The following is a 14,789-nucleotide window of genomic DNA, read 5'->3' as shown; positions in this document are numbered from 1 at the left end:
CGCACAGGCAGGGGGTACGTGGATGGCGGCGACCGCCGACGGACCCGCTGCCGGGGACGGCGCGTCGGGGTCGGGACCGTTGGGTGACGACGAGCGCGCGGAGTTGACGGCTCTGCGGGCGCGGTTGGCGGTGACGCGATCGCGGCACCGGGTGCGGTCGTTCTTCTCCGCGCTGCTCATCACACTGGCCGCGGTACTGGCTCCGCTCGGCGCGGTGGCGGTGTGGGCCGCCGACATCGTCGGCAACACCGACCGCTATGTGGCGACGATGGCGCCGCTCGCCGACAACCCGCAGGTGCGGAGGGCCGTCACCGATCAGGTGACGGCGGCCGTCATGGACCGGATCGACCTCGACTCGCTGCTGTCGAGCGTGGCGCCCTCGGATCTGCCGGGGGTGAAGGCGGCGCTGGGCGGGATCAGCGGCCCGATCACGTCGGGGGTGACGGATTTCGTGCACGGCACGGTGGCGACGTTCGTATCGAGCAGTGCCTTCTCGACGATCTGGGAGGAGCTGAACCGGAGGGCGCACGCGACGGTCGTCGACGCGCTGACCGGCAGTAACGATTCGGCGGTGCAGGTCGAGCACAACACGGTGACGCTCGACCTCGCGCCCGTGGTGGCCGGGGTGAAGCAGCAGTTGGTGGACCGCGGGCTGAAGGTCGCCGGGCGGCTGCCCGACGTGCACACCGACTTCACGTTGCTGAAGTCGGACGAGATCGGGCGGGTGAAGACCGGTTTCCGGGCGCTGCAACTGGCCGGGGACTGGCTGCCGGTGGTCACCGTCGTCATCGCGGGCGCCGGGGTGCTGCTGGCCGTACGGCGTCGCCGCGCGCTGGTCGCCGCCGCGCTGGGTGTCGCGGCGGGGGTGGCCGTGCTCGGCGTCGCGCTCGCTCTCTTCCGCACCTTCTACCTCGACCACCTCTCCCCCGATGTGCACCATGCGGCCGCCGCGGCGATCTACGACCAGGTGGTGCGGTTTCTGCGGGCGAGCGTTCGGATGGTGATCACCCTGGGGGTGGTGGTGGCGCTGGGGGCGTGGCTGAGCGGTTCGGGGCAGTGGGCGGTACGGGTGCGGTCGATGTGGGAGTCGGGGATCGCGGCGGTGCGGGAGGCGGCGGGGGTGCGGTCGACCGGGCCGGTGGGGCCGTGGGTGGACCGTTTCCGCGTCTGGCTGCGGTGGGTCGTCGTCGCGGTCGCGTCGGTGGTCCTGGCGCTGTGGCCGTATCCGACCGGCATGGTGATCTTCTGGATCGCGTTGGTGACGGTGGCGGGGCTCGCGGTCATCGAGTTCCTGGACGAGCGTCCGGCCGTTGATACGACCGGCGGGGGTGAGCGCGGAGCCGGGGCGTTGACGTCGTAGTTGACGCCGTCGTCGTGTCCCTCGCCCCGGCTCCGTCGCACGGTCACTCTTGTGGCGCCGTCACCCTTGCTCGCCGAGTGCCGCCAACTGCTCGGCGAACGGCACGACCTCGTCGTCGGTACCGGCGCCCATACCGGCATCCGTCGTCGCGCCCCCGCCCGGCGCCGGGCGGGACGGTCGGGAGGTCATCAGGGCGGCGAGTTCGGCTCCCGCGCGGTCGATGCGGGCGGCGAGGGTGCCGTCGACAGCGCTGCTCCCGTTGCCGTTGCCGTCGCCACTGCCGCTGCCGCTGCCTGCCGTGCCCCAGTCCTCGGAGGCCGCGTATACGGCGGTCGGTACGACGATCGCGCGCAGGTAGGCGAACAGCGGGCGCATGGCGTGTTCGAGGACCAGGGAGTGGCGGGCGGTGCCGCCGGTGGCGGCGGCCAGTACCGGGGTGCCCGCCAGTGCGTCTTTGTCGACAATGTCGAAGAACGACTTGAACAGGCCGCTGTACGAGCCGGTGAACACCGGGGTCACGGCGATCAGGCCGTCGGCGCCGGTCACCGAATCGATTGCGTCGCGCAGATGATGCGCCGGGAAGCCAGTGAGCATGTTGTGCGCGATGTCGTTGGCCAGGCCCCGCAGCTCGATGACCCGCACGTCCACGTCCACGTCACCGTCGATGTGGCGGCGTACCGCCTCCGTCAGCCGGTCGGCCAGCAGCCGGGTGGACGACGGCTGGCTGAGACCGGCGGTGACGACGGCGAGCCGGCGTCGCTCGATCGGGTGATGCGTCATGCCCGGGCCTCCAGGACTTCGTCGGCGGTGTCGGCGTCGCGGCGGGCGAGCAGCGAGGCGTGGGTGGGGGCGTCGGGCACCTCGGCCGGGCGGCTTTTGGCGAATTCGGCGCGCAGGACGGGGACGACCTCCTCGCCGAGCAGGTCGAGCTGTTCGAGGACGGTCTTGAGGGGCAGACCGGCGTGGTCCATGAGGAAGAGCTGGCGCTGGTAGTCGCCGACGGCGTCGCGGAAGGTCAGGGTGCGTTCGATGACCTGCTGCGGGGAGCCGACGGTCAGCGGCGTCTGCTCGGCGAAGTCCTCCAGCGACGGCCCGTGCCCGTAGACCGGGGCGTTGTCGAAGTACGGCCGGAATTCCCGTACCGCGGCCTGCGAGTCGCGGCGCATGAACACCTGGCCGCCGAGGCCGACGATGGCCTGCTGCTCGGTGCCGTGGCCGTAGTGCGCGAAGCGGCGACGGTAGAGGTCGACCATCTTCTTGGTGTGTTCCATGGGCCAGAAGATGTTGTTGTGGAAGAAGCCGTCACCGTAGTACGCGGCCTGCTCGGCGATCTCCGGGCTGCGGATGGAGCCGTGCCAGACGAACGGGGGCACGCCGTCCAGCGGGCGGGGCGTCGAGGTGAACGACTGGAGCGGCGTACGGAACTTGCCCGCCCAGTCGACGACGTCCTCGCGCCACAGCTTGTGCAGCAGCGCGTAGTTCTCGACGGCGAGCGGGATGCCCTGCCGGATGTCCTTGCCGAACCACGGGTAGACCGGCCCGGTGTTGCCGCGGCCCATCATCAGGTCGACGCGGCCGTCCGCCAGGTGCTGGAGCATCGCGTAGTCCTCGGCGATCTTCACCGGGTCGTTCGTGGTGATCAGCGTGGTGGAGGTGGACAGCACGATGCGCTCGGTGCGGGCCGCGATGTAGCCGAGCATGGTGGTGGGCGAGGACGGCACGAAGGGCGGATTGTGGTGCTCGCCGGTCGCGAAGACGTCCAGGCCGACTTCCTCGGCCTTCCGCGCGATGGTGACCATCGCCTTGATCCGCTCGTGCTCGCTCGGCGTCCGTCCGTTGGTCGGGTCCGTCGTGACGTCGCCGACCGTGAAGATCCCGAACTGCATCACACCCACCGTCCTGTCGCACTCACCCTGTTTGGTTGAGCATTCAACATCCCGAACATTCCGGCCACCCTACCTATTCCCCTGACCCGGCCGCACCCTGACCCGGCCGCACCCTGAGCCCGGCCGCACCCTGACCCCGGCGCACCCGGCCCCCGCCGCACGCGGCCCCCGGCCTCACCCGGCCCCCCGCCGCACCCGGCGCGAGCCCCCGCCTCGGCGTACGTTGGAATCGCCCGCCCCACCCGCCCCCAGCGACACGGAAGAGAGAGCCACCTCCATGGCAAGGATCCTGTTCGTCCTGACCGGAGCCACCCACTGGACACTCGCCGACGGCAGCGCGCACCCGACCGGCTTCTGGGCCGAGGAGGCCGTGGTCCCGTACCGGGTCTTCACCGAGGCGGGCCACGAGGTCGTCGCCGCGACGCCGGGCGGGGTCGTACCGACGGTGGACCGGGGAAGCCTCGCGCCCGAGTTCAACGGCGGCGAGGAGGGCGCGGCGGCGATGGCGGCCGAGCTGGCCGGGATCGCCGCCTTCCAGCACCCCGTGAAGCTGTCCGACGTCTCGCTCGACGACTACGACGCGGTCTTCTACCCCGGCGGCCACGGCCCGATGGAGGACCTGTCGGCCGACGCCGTGTCCGGCGCCCTGCTCAACGCGGCCCTCGCCTCGGGCAAGCCGCTCGGCATCGTGTGCCACGCGCCCGCCGCGCTGCTCGCCACCGCCACGGGACCCGGCGGCGCCTCCCCCTTCGCCGGTTACCGGCTGACCGGCTTCACCAACGTCGAGGAGACCCAGGCGGGCTTCGCCGACAAGGCCCGCTGGCTCCTCCAGGACCGGCTCGTGCAGCTCGGCGCCGATTTCCAGGAAGGCGCGCCCTGGGCGCCGCACACCGTCACCGACCGCAATCTGCACACCGGTCAGAACCCGGCCTCCGCCGGTCCCCTGGCCGCCGAGATCCTCAAGACCCTCGGCTGACGAACCGGCCTTCCGCCCGCCCCCGGGCCCCCGACCGGCCACCGCCGACCCGCTACACTGGCGCCTGTCCCCGCCCCAGTAGCTCAGGGGATAGAGCACAGCTCTCCTAAAGCTGGTGTCGCAGGTTCGAATCCTGCCTGGGGCACGCCGTAGAGCAGGCCAGATGTACCGAACGGCCAGGTCAGAGACACTGTCTCCGGCCTGGCCGTTCGCTTTTCCTGGAATCCTCTGGAACCTGGAATGCGGCTCCTGGAACCTGGCGCGCGCGGCCGTCCCCGATCCGTCCCCTAAATCCCCCCGGACGCAGAGAGCTGACTCGCCCGGGAACGCCCAGGTCGGGGGCAGAATGAAGAACGGCCCCCCGCGGTGTAGACGCGGGGGGCCGCCGTGCGCCGGGTCCCGACACGGGGGCCGCCCGATGCGGTCCCCGGCGCGCTCTGGGGTTAGACGCCTCACCTAGTCCAACGGATGCGGCCTGAACTGGGTGTTCGCTCATTCGAGTGAACGTGCGTTCGAATCTCGCACACCGACTCTAGCCCCACGGCGTGGCACTAGCCGTGGGGCTCGATCACGTAGGTGTCCAGGCAGGTACCCCGGGCAGCCGCACCTCAACCATGATCAGGAAAGGCGTCTAGCCAGACGCAGACAGACGATCTTGTATAGCTCAACTCTCAACAGGTGCCCAAAGCAGCAGCCCGATTCCCCGCCGAACGACGCGCGCTCGGCGACCGCATCCGTCGCCACCGGGAATGGGCCGGACTCACGCAGGACGACCTCGTCCGCGCCGGTCTCGACCGCCGCACCCTCCAACGCATCGAGAGCGGCGAGACGGACGCCCGCCTCTCGTGGCTGCTCCTGATTGCCCGCACCCTCGGCATCCCGATCGGCACGCTGCTCGACACCGACCCCCCGGCCGCTAGCGCGGGGGCGGCCAGCAACCGAGGGGAGTAACCCAGGTCAGTTCGCGTGTCCGTTGCGGCAATAGACCACCTCGGCCACCATCTCCATGCCGGTCTCGTCATCGACCTGAGCGGTCCACGCGATCAGCACACCGCAAGTAGCGCACGAACCGTGCCGGATCTCAGGATGCGTAGGCATCAGCGCCCGCCTATCGCTGTATGGCAAGCGCAACCGCAGGGGATCTGCGGCAGGACCGGTGCCCCGCCAGAAGGCGTTCCGGGAAGGAAGGTCGGCCCGTTGCCAGGGCAACGGCGGTGCGCGACCGGCATCCGGAGCTGAACGGCGGCCGTGCAATCCGCGCTCACTGTCGGCGCCTTCACCGTGGCCCCCGGCTGCGCTGGCCTCGGCCTCCGGGATCGTTGACCGGGATGCAGCGGACTCGGTGGACGAGGACGTCACCGGAGGCTGCTGTGCCCTGGTCGACCTCAATGCTGCGTCCTTCGCCGGGCCGTACGGGCTGCTGGCAGGAGTGGCACAGTGCGACCGACACCGCGGTCATGACGCGGGCCGGGTGCCGGCGTATTCGGTCCACAGCGCGTTCGCGACGGGGCATGCGCGGTTGTCCGTCGGGCACTGCTCGCAGTCGCCCCGGGTGTGGTCGACGTACGCACGCCAGGCTGCGACGGCGGGCGACTCGACGCCGCGACCCACGGGGTGGTCCAGCAGCACCAAGGCGCCGCCGGTCTCGAGGTAGTGGCCACCGCTATGCTCTGTCATGTCGACTCCAACCAGTCGTCCACACCCCGGACCGTGGCGCGGTCGCGGGGCATTCTTCTGCCCGTCCCGATCGGCGACGAGGCGGGCGCCCTCCGACGCTAGGCAGCAGCGACTTTCACCGGCCAGCAACTAGCACCAACTTGCACCCGACCTTCTTGCCACCTCTCGCCGTAGACGCGCCCTTGACGGGACGTCACCAGGGCCGGACTGTGGTGCAAGTCCGTGAAAGCAGCTCAGCAGAGGAGCGCACCATGGCACTACGGTTCATCGGTATCGACCCCAACACCGACGGCGACCACTGCCCGACCGTGTGGGTCGACGATGAGAGGCAGGAGATCGTGATCCAGGGCTGGAAGGCCGACGCTGCCCTCGAAGAGCAGGCCCGAACAGCCGGCCCCCTGCCCGACACCGAGGCCGTCGTCCGCATCCCGGCCCGGATGGCGCAGATCATCAGGGAGGCCGCCGATGCCGCAGACACCGCCGTTCGGTGAGCTGCTGGCCGGCACCACCACGTCGGCTGTCCACCTGGAGACGCGGGACGTCTACTTCAGCAACCCGCGATTCGAGGCGTGGCGCGGCGGCGGCGAGATCGACTGGGCAGACCAGTCGTCCTGGTGGCTGCCCTTCCACGACACCATCGCGGAGGCCGTCGCCCGCGGCGTCACCGTGCGGCGCGCCCGGGTCGTCGCCGAGCCCGTCACCGACTACATCAGGTGGGAGCACTACGTCACCCGCGCCAACATCGAGGCGGGCGAACAGGTCCGCTGGCTGCCGCGCTCGCAGGCCACCACGCTGCTGCTGCCGGGCAACGACTACTGGCTGTTCGACGGTAACCTCGCGCGCGTGCACCACTTCGCCGGCAACGGTGACCTCGTCCGCGACGAGCTGGTCGACGGCCGGGCGGTGACCTCCGTGCTGGCCAGCGCCTTCGAGACGATCTGGTCAGCAGCCACCCCGCACGACGAGTACAAGATCCAGTAGAACCACTGCATGCCGCCCACTTCACCGTCCTCCAGCGTCCAGGCCGCGCGCGAGCGACTCGCGTCACGGCTCCGTGAGGCCCGCCTTGACGCGGGCCTCACCAAGCGGGAGGTCGCGGCGAGGTGCGGGTGGAGCGAGGCGAAGTCCGGGCGCATCGAGAACGCACGCACGGCACCATCGGATCAGGACATCAGGGCCTGGTGCCGTGCGTGCGGCGCCGAAGCGCTCGCCCCCGACCTGGTAGCGGAGAACCGCCAGGCCGACTCGATGTACGTCCAGTGGCGGCGTCTCCAGCGCACCGGGCTCCAGCAGCTCCAGCGCGCCTCCGTGCCGCTATACGAGAGCACCACGCACTTCCGCGTCTACTGCTCGAACGTCATCCCCGGCTTCCTACAAACCCCCGGCTACGCAGCCGCCCTGCTCCGGGCCATCGCCACGTTCCGCGGCCTGCCCGACGATGTCGACGAGGCCGTGGCCGCCCGCCTCGACCGCTCGCAGATCATCCGGAAGCGCGGCAAGACGTTCGCCATAGTCGTTGAGGAGAGCGTGCTGCACCACCGGCTCGGTGATGCCTCGGTAATGGCTGGCCAGCTCGGCTCGCTGCTCTCCGCGATGGACCTGCCCGCGGTCTCGCTGGGCATCGTCCCCTTCGCGGTACCACGCACGATGTGGCCGATCGAGACCTTCACGGTCTTCGACGACGAACGAGTGAACCACGAGCCGCTGTCCGCCTCGGTGAAGATCACCGCACCCGACGAGGTCGCGCAGTACGTGCGGGCCTTCGCGGCATTCCACCAGCACGCGGTGTACGGCGCCGACGCCCGGGCCCTGATCGTGAAGGCCATCGAGGACCTGCGCTGAGACGCACCCGGGCGTCCGCTGACCAGCGCGGAGCTATTATCGAACACATGAGCGAGCTGCCCCCGGATCTTGACCGCCTCCGCACCGTGGAGGTGTACCTCCGGTACCAGCTCGCCGCGGTTCAGCAGAAGATCGCGCAGGCCGAGCGGAAGGCGCAGTGGGAAGCGGGACGGCCGGCGCCCCGGCATCAGCCGCCCGCCGGCATGGAGTGGTGGCGCCTACAGCCCATGAGTGGCGACCGCCCGGCCGTCCTCCACCGCCACGGCTGCCCCGGCAGCACCGAGCAGATGTCTCCCCTCAACCGGGGCGCCGCGCGGGATGCGCTCGCCAACCCCGAGATCCCCGCGACCCCCTGCCCGCGGTGCCGGCCCGACCTCGCACTGCGCGAGGACTGACCGGCAGACCTTGAGTTTTCTCGTCACCACGACGCGAATTCAGGACGGCCGCGGCGGACGTTTGGTGCAGACACCGCGGGCAGGAGACCGACAGAAGACGGGAGGCTCACGCGTGCACACGCTGCTGATAGTCCTGCTGGGCCTGGCGGTGCTCGGGCTCGTCTACTTCCGGGACTGGATGATCCACGGCAAGGGCGGGTCCAAGGTGGATTCCTGGTGGATCCGGCGCAAAGCCCGGCGCGCCGGTCGCCGGACATGACGAAGCGCCCCGCCCTCCCGAAGGAGAGCGGGGCGCGGCGACGTACGGGCTACACGGGCGGCGTGGCGTCCATGCCGAGCTGCCGGGCGAGCCAGTCGAGGCCCTTGGTGGTGAAGAAGGTCTGCTCGACCATGCGGAACCCGGCGAGAACGAACTTCACTTCCGCCCGCCCGGCCTTGATGTGCGCCTCGTACGGAATCCGCGGGTTCTGTACCTGGAGGAAGCGGAACTCCGGCGAGCGCAGCAGGTCCATGAACTTCGTGCGGCAGGGCAACCGGCATGTGCCGAGCCGCCCGGCGTGGGAACCGATCATCCCGGGGGCGGACATGCTCGCGCTGCGGCACACCGCCGACTCGTACCAGTCGCAGATCGGGGTGGCCGAGCCGCTGGCGTACGAGTCGATGGGGCACAAGCGCGCAGGGATCAAGGGCGTGTACCAGAAGCCGACAGTTGAGATGCGGATCGCTAGACTGGTGGGGCTGGAGGAGATCTTCCAGCGGGCGATGCGGGACGCGGGGCTGGAAACGCTCTGGGGTCGAGTTGATCTCCGGAAAATCCCCAAAACGGTGGCCCTCGAAGTGCAGGACGCCGCGTAACCGCTGGCCATGCAACATGGCAGCCCCTCAGGGACGACAGCTCTCCTAAAGCTGGTGTCGCAGGTTCGAATCCTGCCTGGGGCACGCCGGAAGTAGCAGGTCACAGCCATGAGAGGCCCTCCCGTTGTCGAACGGGAGGGCCTCTTTGGCCGTGGAAGTCCGGACGGGGGCCGCTCGGAGACCGCACGGGGGCCGCTCGGAGACCGCACGCCCCCGAGGAGACCCGGCCGGTCAGCTCATGTTGTTATACGCGTTGCCCGTGTGGGCGTCGGAGATCGCGCGGGGGGCGAAGGGGCGGGCGGGGTCGCCGGTGCCGGAGTAGAGGTAGACGGTCTTGGTGGCGGCCCGGTAGGCGAAGAGGTCGGCCTTGCCGTCGTGGTCGACGTCGCCGGCGCTGGTGAGCTGGGAGTACGTCTGCCAGCCGGAGCCGATCCGGGTGCGGCGCTCGAAGGTGCCGTCGGACTTGCCGAGGTAGAGCCACAGCACGCCGTCCTTGTCGCGGGCGACGAGGTCGCCCGCGGGTCCGCCCGCGAGGTCGCCGACGGCGGTGAGCTGGTCGTAGCCGGTCCAGCCGGTGCCGACGCGCACGCGGGGCTCGAAGGGTCGGGCCGCGCTGCCGGTGCCGCGGTAGAGCCAGAGGGCACCGGTCGTGTCGACCGCGACGAGATCCGGGCGGCCGTCACCGGTGAGGTCGCTGCCGCCGGTGAGATGGGTGTACGTCTGCCAACCGCCGCCGACGCGGACGCGCGGGGTGAGACCGCCGTCCTCGCGGCCCGAGTAGAGCCACAGGACCCCGTCCTTGTCGCGGGCGACGAGTTCGGGAAGGTAGTCGGGGCTGTTCGTCCCCGCGATGTCGCCGACGGTCTCGAGCTTGTCGTAGATCTGCCAGCCGCCGCCGATCCGCGCCCGCTGGCGCCCGTCGGCGGCGCTGTCCCGCCACAACCCGCCCGAGGCGTCGCGGCCCAGCAGGTCGGGCAGGCCGTCGTTGTCGAAGTCGTGCAGGGCGGAGGTCGGGGTGCCCGCGTGCGCGAGGAGCCGCGCGAACGGCCGGCCGTTCGGGTCGAGGGCGACGCGGAAGACGCCCGCGCCCTGGGCGGAGTCGCTGCCCTGGACGATCCGCGCGGTGCCGTCGGGGACGGCGTACGAGGCGTCGGCGCGGTCGAGGAAGGTGACCTTCTCGCCGGTCCCGACACGCAGGGCCGTCGTCCCGTACGTCACCCAGTCGCCGAGCAGGCCGATGGTCAGATCCGTACCGGCTTTCACGCCCGGCACGGGCACCGCGGTGTCCGCGCCGGTGGTCCGGTTGCGGACGACCACCCGGAGCGTGTTCGCGGCGGTGTCGTCCTCGATCCAGGCGAGGCGGTTGCCGGAGATCACCGGATTCCGCGCCTGCCGCGGGTAGGGGAAGGTGAGGGTGGCGGTGGTCAGGTCGATGAGGCCGAAGCGCCGGTCGCTCTCCCCGGTCCCGGTGGGGACCAGGCCGTGGGTCGCGTCACCCGGCCGCACCCGCCCGTAGTCGGTCCCCTCGGGCAGGCCCTGCACGGCGCGGTTCGCCCCGTCCGCGGTCTCGACCCACAGCTTCGTGGCGCCCCGGACGAACAGCGCCCGGCCCGCGACGCCCCCGTAGAGGCTGTCCAGCCCGTCGTCGACCGTCCGCAGCGCGAAGGAGGTGCCGGTGGGCATGTCCAGCACGCGGCTCCCGAACGTGTCGCTCGTGGTGGTGACGGTGTCCCCCGAGATCTCGGCGATCCCGTTGGCGGTGTCGAAGCGCAGGTCGCGGACCGGGCCGGGCCCGTACGGGGTCCAGCGGAGCTTGCCGTCGTCGCCGTCGTGCGGGACGTACGTCCAGAAGCCCTGGGTGCCCGCGGACGCCAGCGTGGCGCCGGGCGTCATCGGGAGCAGGCCGCTCACCCCGGATGTCGCGGCGGACGCCCGCGTCGCACCCGCGGAGGCGGAGGTGGTGGCGGTGGCGGTGGCCGTGGTGGTCAGCGAAACCGCGCCCAGGGTGACGGCCAGGACGGTGGCGGTCGCGGCGACGAGACGGCGGCGCCCGGTGCGGAGGGAGAGCGGGGAGACCAAGGAACGTTCCTCCTGTGCGTAACGGGGTGGGACACCGCCCTTGGTGTCCCACCCCGTCCGACAGCCGACCCGTCGGGTTGGTTGTGCTCTGCGGTCAGATGATCAGAGGAAGTCAATACGGCGTCGTGCGGGTGAAGTTGGGGACACCCCGGTCTCCGTGAGCCGTTCTCAGGTCGCGAGGTGGGCGAAGACCACGGTGTTTCCCTCGTAGGAGTGAGTGCGCGCGTTCCAGTCGGAGCAGGTGATGAGCCGGAGTTCGGCGTCCGCGGTGTTGCCGTAGACGTCGAGGGTCGGGAACCGGGCCTTCTCGTAGGAGCGGACGGCGTCGACGGTGAAGACGGCGACTTTGTGGTCGGCGCGGGTGACGCGGATCTGCTGCTCGGGCTTCATCGCGCCGAGCCGGTAGAAGACGGCGGGGCCGGTCTCCTTGGAGTCGACGTGGCCGAGGATGACGGAGGGTCCGGTCTGGCCCGGGGCGGGCGAGTTGCGGTACCAGCCGGCGCGCAGCGGCTTGGAGGGGACCTCCAGGCTGCCGTCCTTGTTGAGGCCCAGGTCCAGCAGGTCGGAGTGGACGCCGATGGCCGGGATGTCGAGGGCGACCGGCTTGGACGCGGGCAGGGTGCCGGGCCGGGTGGGCGTCGGACCGGCCGCTTCGGCCGAGGCGGCGCCGCTCGGCGGGGCGGGCATCGCGGCCATGTCGTGGCCGGACATCTCGTGACCCGACATGTCGTCGCGCGGTGTGCTTCCCGCGACGGCCGGGCCCGGCTGCGGCGGCGGGTTGCCGCCGCCCCCGGTGGTCCCGGCGAGTACGGCGGTGACCCCCGCGGCGACGCAGGCCACCGCGAGGACGACGAGCATGACCGCCGTACGTCGCGTGCGGCCCACGCGGGCAGTGCGGCTGGCGCGGAGGGTACGGCCGGTGCGGCCGTCGCCGGTCGTACGTACGGTCTCGTCCGTACGGCCGGTCTCGTCGTCCGGGCCGTCCTCGTGCGCGGCGGCGGCGTCGTCACTCATCGGGTCGTGACGCCCCTGCGGCGCAGGGCGAATCCGCCGATGCCGAGGCCGACCAGGGCGGCGGCGCTGCCGCCCGCGACCATGCTGGTGTGGATGCCGCTTCCGGTCTGCGTGGCGCCGTCACCGGTGTCCGCGCCGCCGCCGGGCATCGAGGTCATCTGGGAGACGTTGAAGGCGCCGCAGAGGGCGGGGTCGGTGGCCTCGGCGGGCAGGGTCTTGTCGAGTTCGCTCGCGCCGAGCACGTTGTCGTACTTGCCGTTGCCGTTGTAGTCGATGCCGTGCACGACCAGGACGGCCTTGCCGGACTTGAGGTTCGCGGCGACGTTGTCGGTGACTTCGAGGGTGCGGCTGTACTTGACGCTCGAACCGGCAGGGAAGCGGTCGACGGCCAGGGCGCTCTTGGGGGTGCTGTCGCCGCTGGTGGTGAGCGAGGTGCCGATCATGCCGTAGTCCTTCATGGCGTCGGCGACGTTGATCGAGCTGTGGCCGTTGTGGTCCTTGGCCTCGGACGGCTTGGGACACACACCGGCGCCGTCGACGTGGATGTGCATGGCGTGCGGGGAGCCGCCGCCGACCAGGCCCGACGCGGTGACGGTGATCTTCGCGGTGTTGCCGGAGAGCTGGATCATCGCCGTACCGCTGCCCGTGACGTGGTTGGCGGTGATCGGGTCCAGCGACGCCTGGTACGTGGTCCAGGGGACGTCGGTGTCCGTCGGTGCCGCCCACGCCGCCGCCGGGAAGGCCAACGGGACTGCGGCGACTGCTATCGCGGTCACGACACGTGCGCTGGTGGATCGCATGGGGGTGCTGCCCTTCACTCGCGGATTCGCGGAGTCGGCATGGCGTCGGCTCCGCGACCGGAGGCGGGTGCCTCCGCACTGGCATTCGGAGCGGTGGGGGGCGCGGATTGGTACGGGTGTGCCCATGACCTCTTTACGGCGGTACCTCCGCGTCCGGGCATACGGACATATCGCATACGTATGTCCGTATGCCCGGGGAGAGCCGGAGCGCCTTGCGCCGCGCACGACATGACGCGCCGTCAACATCGGCACCACCGCCAAGCCGGACGGCGCACCCCTGGCATCCGTATCCGCATATTCGCCCGATCGGGGACAAAAACCTCTTTCGGGCAATCCGGCACCTCCCCTGGAGACGAACGGGGTGCAGGGACCGGTCCCGAGGCCGGACTCTTCACCCCCACAGAAAGACCACCCATGAGTTCACGCAGAACACCGGGCATCGTCGGCCGGTGGAAGTCGGCAGCGCTGCTGCTGACGCTCGGCACGGCGATCGCGGGAGCGGCGCTCGCCGGTCCCGGTACGGGCGTCGGCCAGGCGTCCAGCCACCGCGAGGCGCCGCTGATCGCGGCGGACCCACAGGTCGACAACACCGACCTCTACGCGTTCTCCAGTCCTGACAAGTCGGACACGGTGACGCTGGTCGCGAACTGGTACCCGTTCCAGGAGCCCAACGGGGGGCCGAACTTCTATCCGTTCGCCACCGACGCCCAGTACGACATCAATATCGACAGCCAGGGCACCGGCAAGGCGGACCTCACGTACCGCTGGACCTTCCGCAACGAGGACCGGCGCGGAGACAAGACATTCCTGTACAACAACGGCGTGGTGAACAACCTCAACGACAAGACGCTGCTGTTCCGCCAGCACTACACGCTCCAGGAACTGCGCGCGGGCAAGCGCCCGGTCACGCTGGTGAAGGACGGCATCGCGACGCCGTCGAACGTCGGCAAGGCGTCGATGCCGAACTACGGGCGGCTGCGCGGCCAGGCGACGCGGAAGCTGCCCGGCGGCGGTCAGACGGTGGCCTCGCAGGCCGCCGACCCGTTCTTCCTCGACCTGCGCGTCTTCGACCTGCTGTACGGCGGGAATCTGTCGGAGACCGGGCACAACACGCTCAAGGGCTACAACGTCAACACCCTGGCGATCCAGGTCCCGAAGTCGGCGCTGGCGCTCAACTGCAACCCCAAGCGCAACCCGGTGATCGGCGTGTGGAGCACCACCTCGCGCCGCACCATGAACCTCTCCCCGGGCAAGCAGACGGCCAGCGGCCCGTACGTGCAGGTCTCGCGGCTGGGCAACCCGCTGGTGAACGAGGCGGTGGTGCCCGCGGGTCTGAAGAACGCGTTCAACGCGCTGCCGCCGTCGCAGGACCACAACCAGCCCAAGGTCGTGGCGAAGGTGCTCAACCCCGAGCTGCCGATGCTGATCCAGTCGATCTACGGGATCCCGGCGCCCGCGACACCGCGCAAGGACCTTCAGGAGATCTTCCTGACCGGTATCGCGAAGGCGGCGAACGGCCCGCTGGCCGTGGACCTCAACTCGCAGCTCATGAACCAGGACGCCGACAAGAAGCGGTTCGTCCCCGCCGAGGAGCTGCGGCTGAACATGTCCACCCCGGTCACCGCGAAGCCGGACCGTCTCGGCGTGCTGAACGGCGACTTCCAGGGCTACCCCAACGGCCGCCGCCTCGGTGACGACGTCGTGGACATCGCGATCCAGGCGCTGGAGGGCGCGACCCCCGGCCACCTGATCCAGGCGCTCGCCGCGGGTGACGGCGTGAACGGACCCGGCGTCCCCTTCGCCGGCACCTTCCCGTACGTCGCGCTGCCCTACACCGGCTCGGTCAACCAGGCCGGCTGAGCAAGCCACCCGGCGTGGGCACCTGACAGGCCCACGCCGGGTCCC

18 protein-coding genes and 2 tRNA genes are annotated in these 14,789 nt (G+C 70.7%); 12 read left to right on the top strand and 8 right to left on the bottom strand.

Translation table 11 applies throughout. The annotated features are described in order from the left end of the window. Nucleotides 1-22: 22 nt before the first annotated feature. Complete coding sequence (locus tag ACIQCJ_RS05130) at nucleotides 23-1,360, top strand: hypothetical protein (RefSeq protein ID WP_402710733.1); 1,338 nt, start codon at nucleotides 23-25, stop codon at nucleotides 1,358-1,360. A gap of 60 nt (nucleotides 1,361-1,420) precedes the next feature. Here ACIQCJ_RS05130 and ACIQCJ_RS05125 read toward each other — a convergent pair whose 3' ends face one another. Further along, the gene (locus tag ACIQCJ_RS05125) at nucleotides 1,421-2,140 is read right to left on the bottom strand and encodes an FMN reductase (protein WP_402710732.1); all 720 of its coding nucleotides are present in this window, start codon (nucleotides 2,138-2,140) and stop codon (nucleotides 1,421-1,423) included. Then, on the bottom strand, nucleotides 2,137-3,246 hold the full coding sequence (locus tag ACIQCJ_RS05120) for an LLM class flavin-dependent oxidoreductase (protein ID WP_402710731.1): 1,110 nt from the start codon (nucleotides 3,244-3,246) through the stop codon (nucleotides 2,137-2,139). Before ACIQCJ_RS05120 ends, ACIQCJ_RS05125 begins: the two co-directional genes overlap by 4 nt. Nucleotides 3,247-3,523: 277 nt before the next feature. On the opposite strand from ACIQCJ_RS05120, the gene ACIQCJ_RS05115 reads away from it, so the two are divergent. The 3 genes from ACIQCJ_RS05115 to ACIQCJ_RS05105 all read left to right on the top strand — a co-directional run bounded on the left by ACIQCJ_RS05115 (nucleotide 3,524) and on the right by ACIQCJ_RS05105 (nucleotide 5,173). Then, the gene (locus ACIQCJ_RS05115; RefSeq protein ID WP_355337793.1) at nucleotides 3,524-4,222 is read left to right on the top strand and encodes a type 1 glutamine amidotransferase domain-containing protein; all 699 of its coding nucleotides are present in this window, start codon (nucleotides 3,524-3,526) and stop codon (nucleotides 4,220-4,222) included. 72 nt (nucleotides 4,223-4,294) lie between these two features. Continuing rightward, nucleotides 4,295-4,367 (top strand) — tRNA-Arg (locus ACIQCJ_RS05110). A 533-nt stretch (nucleotides 4,368-4,900) separates the two neighbouring features. Then, the gene (locus ACIQCJ_RS05105; protein ID WP_402710730.1) at nucleotides 4,901-5,173 is read left to right on the top strand and encodes a helix-turn-helix transcriptional regulator; all 273 of its coding nucleotides are present in this window, start codon (nucleotides 4,901-4,903) and stop codon (nucleotides 5,171-5,173) included. Between the two features lie 6 nt (nucleotides 5,174-5,179). Here ACIQCJ_RS05105 and ACIQCJ_RS05100 read toward each other — a convergent pair whose 3' ends face one another. Continuing rightward, nucleotides 5,180-5,320: a hypothetical protein gene (locus ACIQCJ_RS05100; protein ID WP_402710729.1), complete on the bottom strand. Its 141-nt coding sequence runs from the start codon at nucleotides 5,318-5,320 to the stop codon at nucleotides 5,180-5,182. Nucleotides 5,321-5,677: 357 nt separating this feature from the next. Then, complete coding sequence (locus ACIQCJ_RS05095; protein ID WP_402710728.1) at nucleotides 5,678-5,899, bottom strand: hypothetical protein; 222 nt, start codon at nucleotides 5,897-5,899, stop codon at nucleotides 5,678-5,680. Nucleotides 5,900-6,150: 251 nt separating this feature from the next. Here ACIQCJ_RS05095 and ACIQCJ_RS05090 point away from each other — a divergent pair, with 251 nt between their 5' ends. The 5 genes from ACIQCJ_RS05090 (at nucleotide 6,151) to ACIQCJ_RS05070 (ending at nucleotide 8,395) form a co-directional block, all read left to right on the top strand. Further along, nucleotides 6,151-6,390, top strand: a complete 240-nt coding sequence (locus ACIQCJ_RS05090) for a hypothetical protein (RefSeq protein ID WP_402710727.1) — start codon at nucleotides 6,151-6,153, stop codon at nucleotides 6,388-6,390. Beyond that, nucleotides 6,365-6,880, top strand: a complete 516-nt coding sequence (locus ACIQCJ_RS05085; RefSeq protein WP_402710726.1) for a DUF6879 family protein — start codon at nucleotides 6,365-6,367, stop codon at nucleotides 6,878-6,880. Before ACIQCJ_RS05090 ends, ACIQCJ_RS05085 begins: the two co-directional genes overlap by 26 nt. A 9-nt stretch (nucleotides 6,881-6,889) precedes the next feature. Then, the gene (locus ACIQCJ_RS05080; protein ID WP_402710725.1) at nucleotides 6,890-7,741 is read left to right on the top strand and encodes a helix-turn-helix domain-containing protein; all 852 of its coding nucleotides are present in this window, start codon (nucleotides 6,890-6,892) and stop codon (nucleotides 7,739-7,741) included. 47 nt (nucleotides 7,742-7,788) lie between these two features. Beyond that, the gene (locus ACIQCJ_RS05075; protein ID WP_402710724.1) at nucleotides 7,789-8,136 is read left to right on the top strand and encodes a DUF6233 domain-containing protein; all 348 of its coding nucleotides are present in this window, start codon (nucleotides 7,789-7,791) and stop codon (nucleotides 8,134-8,136) included. 112 nt (nucleotides 8,137-8,248) lie between these two features. Then, on the top strand, nucleotides 8,249-8,395 hold the full coding sequence (locus ACIQCJ_RS05070; RefSeq protein ID WP_402710723.1) for a hypothetical protein: 147 nt from the start codon (nucleotides 8,249-8,251) through the stop codon (nucleotides 8,393-8,395). Nucleotides 8,396-8,444: 49 nt separating this feature from the next. Here ACIQCJ_RS05070 and ACIQCJ_RS05065 read toward each other — a convergent pair whose 3' ends face one another. Continuing rightward, a complete protein-coding gene (locus ACIQCJ_RS05065) occupies nucleotides 8,445-8,648 on the bottom strand; it encodes a hypothetical protein (RefSeq protein ID WP_402710722.1) in 204 nt (67 codons plus the stop codon). Here ACIQCJ_RS05065 and ACIQCJ_RS05060 point away from each other — a divergent pair. Next, nucleotides 8,647-8,991: a hypothetical protein gene (locus ACIQCJ_RS05060; protein ID WP_402710721.1), complete on the top strand. Its 345-nt coding sequence runs from the start codon at nucleotides 8,647-8,649 to the stop codon at nucleotides 8,989-8,991. The two genes, ACIQCJ_RS05065 and ACIQCJ_RS05060, sit on opposite strands and share 2 nt — an antisense overlap. Beyond that, a tRNA-Arg gene (locus tag ACIQCJ_RS05055) sits at nucleotides 8,983-9,075 on the top strand. Before ACIQCJ_RS05060 ends, ACIQCJ_RS05055 begins: the two co-directional genes overlap by 9 nt. Before the next feature lie 147 nt (nucleotides 9,076-9,222). Here the strand turns inward: ACIQCJ_RS05055 and ACIQCJ_RS05050 are convergent. The 3 genes from ACIQCJ_RS05050 to ACIQCJ_RS05040 all read right to left on the bottom strand — a co-directional run bounded on the left by ACIQCJ_RS05050 (nucleotide 9,223) and on the right by ACIQCJ_RS05040 (nucleotide 12,884). After that, nucleotides 9,223-11,070, bottom strand: coding sequence for an FG-GAP repeat domain-containing protein (locus ACIQCJ_RS05050; RefSeq protein ID WP_402710720.1), 1,848 nt, complete (start codon nucleotides 11,068-11,070; stop codon nucleotides 9,223-9,225). A 168-nt stretch (nucleotides 11,071-11,238) separates the two neighbouring features. Beyond that, nucleotides 11,239-12,084 (bottom strand): class F sortase, encoded by an 846-nt coding sequence (locus ACIQCJ_RS05045; RefSeq protein ID WP_402710719.1) that lies wholly within the window; start codon nucleotides 12,082-12,084, stop codon nucleotides 11,239-11,241. Continuing rightward, nucleotides 12,081-12,884: a hypothetical protein gene (locus ACIQCJ_RS05040; RefSeq protein ID WP_402710718.1), complete on the bottom strand. Its 804-nt coding sequence runs from the start codon at nucleotides 12,882-12,884 to the stop codon at nucleotides 12,081-12,083. Before ACIQCJ_RS05040 ends, ACIQCJ_RS05045 begins: the two co-directional genes overlap by 4 nt. Before the next feature lie 414 nt (nucleotides 12,885-13,298). Here ACIQCJ_RS05040 and ACIQCJ_RS05035 point away from each other — a divergent pair, with 414 nt between their 5' ends. Beyond that, a complete protein-coding gene (locus tag ACIQCJ_RS05035; protein ID WP_355337781.1) occupies nucleotides 13,299-14,744 on the top strand; it encodes a DUF4331 domain-containing protein in 1,446 nt (481 codons plus the stop codon). Nucleotides 14,745-14,789: the final 45 nt, after the last annotated feature.

This window comes from Streptomyces sp. NPDC093221 (genome assembly GCF_044753885.1).
Taxonomy (GTDB): domain Bacteria; phylum Actinomycetota; class Actinomycetes; order Streptomycetales; family Streptomycetaceae; genus Actinacidiphila.
Note: the sequence above shows the minus strand (reverse complement) of the source record. Positions and strands in the feature narration are given on the sequence as shown.

What these genes read in the sequence shown, in the direction of transcription:
- ACIQCJ_RS05130 (WP_402710733.1), top strand. Translation starts at nt 23, where the DNA reads ATGGCGGCGACCGCCGACGGACCCGCTGCCGGGGACGGCGCGTCGGGG.
- ACIQCJ_RS05125 (WP_402710732.1), bottom strand. Translation starts at nt 2,140, where the DNA reads ATGACGCATCACCCGATCGAGCGACGCCGGCTCGCCGTCGTCACCGCC.
- ACIQCJ_RS05120 (WP_402710731.1), bottom strand. Translation starts at nt 3,246, where the DNA reads ATGCAGTTCGGGATCTTCACGGTCGGCGACGTCACGACGGACCCGACC.
- ACIQCJ_RS05115 (WP_355337793.1), top strand. Translation starts at nt 3,524, where the DNA reads ATGGCAAGGATCCTGTTCGTCCTGACCGGAGCCACCCACTGGACACTC.
- ACIQCJ_RS05100 (WP_402710729.1), bottom strand. Translation starts at nt 5,320, where the DNA reads ATGCCTACGCATCCTGAGATCCGGCACGGTTCGTGCGCTACTTGCGGT.
- ACIQCJ_RS05095 (WP_402710728.1), bottom strand. Translation starts at nt 5,899, where the DNA reads ATGACAGAGCATAGCGGTGGCCACTACCTCGAGACCGGCGGCGCCTTG.
- ACIQCJ_RS05090 (WP_402710727.1), top strand. Translation starts at nt 6,151, where the DNA reads ATGGCACTACGGTTCATCGGTATCGACCCCAACACCGACGGCGACCAC.
- ACIQCJ_RS05085 (WP_402710726.1), top strand. Translation starts at nt 6,365, where the DNA reads ATGCCGCAGACACCGCCGTTCGGTGAGCTGCTGGCCGGCACCACCACG.
- ACIQCJ_RS05080 (WP_402710725.1), top strand. Translation starts at nt 6,890, where the DNA reads ATGCCGCCCACTTCACCGTCCTCCAGCGTCCAGGCCGCGCGCGAGCGA.
- ACIQCJ_RS05075 (WP_402710724.1), top strand. Translation starts at nt 7,789, where the DNA reads ATGAGCGAGCTGCCCCCGGATCTTGACCGCCTCCGCACCGTGGAGGTG.
- ACIQCJ_RS05060 (WP_402710721.1), top strand. Translation starts at nt 8,647, where the DNA reads ATGAACTTCGTGCGGCAGGGCAACCGGCATGTGCCGAGCCGCCCGGCG.
- ACIQCJ_RS05065 (WP_402710722.1), bottom strand. Translation starts at nt 8,648, where the DNA reads ATGGACCTGCTGCGCTCGCCGGAGTTCCGCTTCCTCCAGGTACAGAAC.
- ACIQCJ_RS05045 (WP_402710719.1), bottom strand. Translation starts at nt 12,084, where the DNA reads ATGAGTGACGACGCCGCCGCCGCGCACGAGGACGGCCCGGACGACGAG.
- ACIQCJ_RS05040 (WP_402710718.1), bottom strand. Translation starts at nt 12,884, where the DNA reads ATGCGATCCACCAGCGCACGTGTCGTGACCGCGATAGCAGTCGCCGCA.
- ACIQCJ_RS05035 (WP_355337781.1), top strand. Translation starts at nt 13,299, where the DNA reads ATGAGTTCACGCAGAACACCGGGCATCGTCGGCCGGTGGAAGTCGGCA.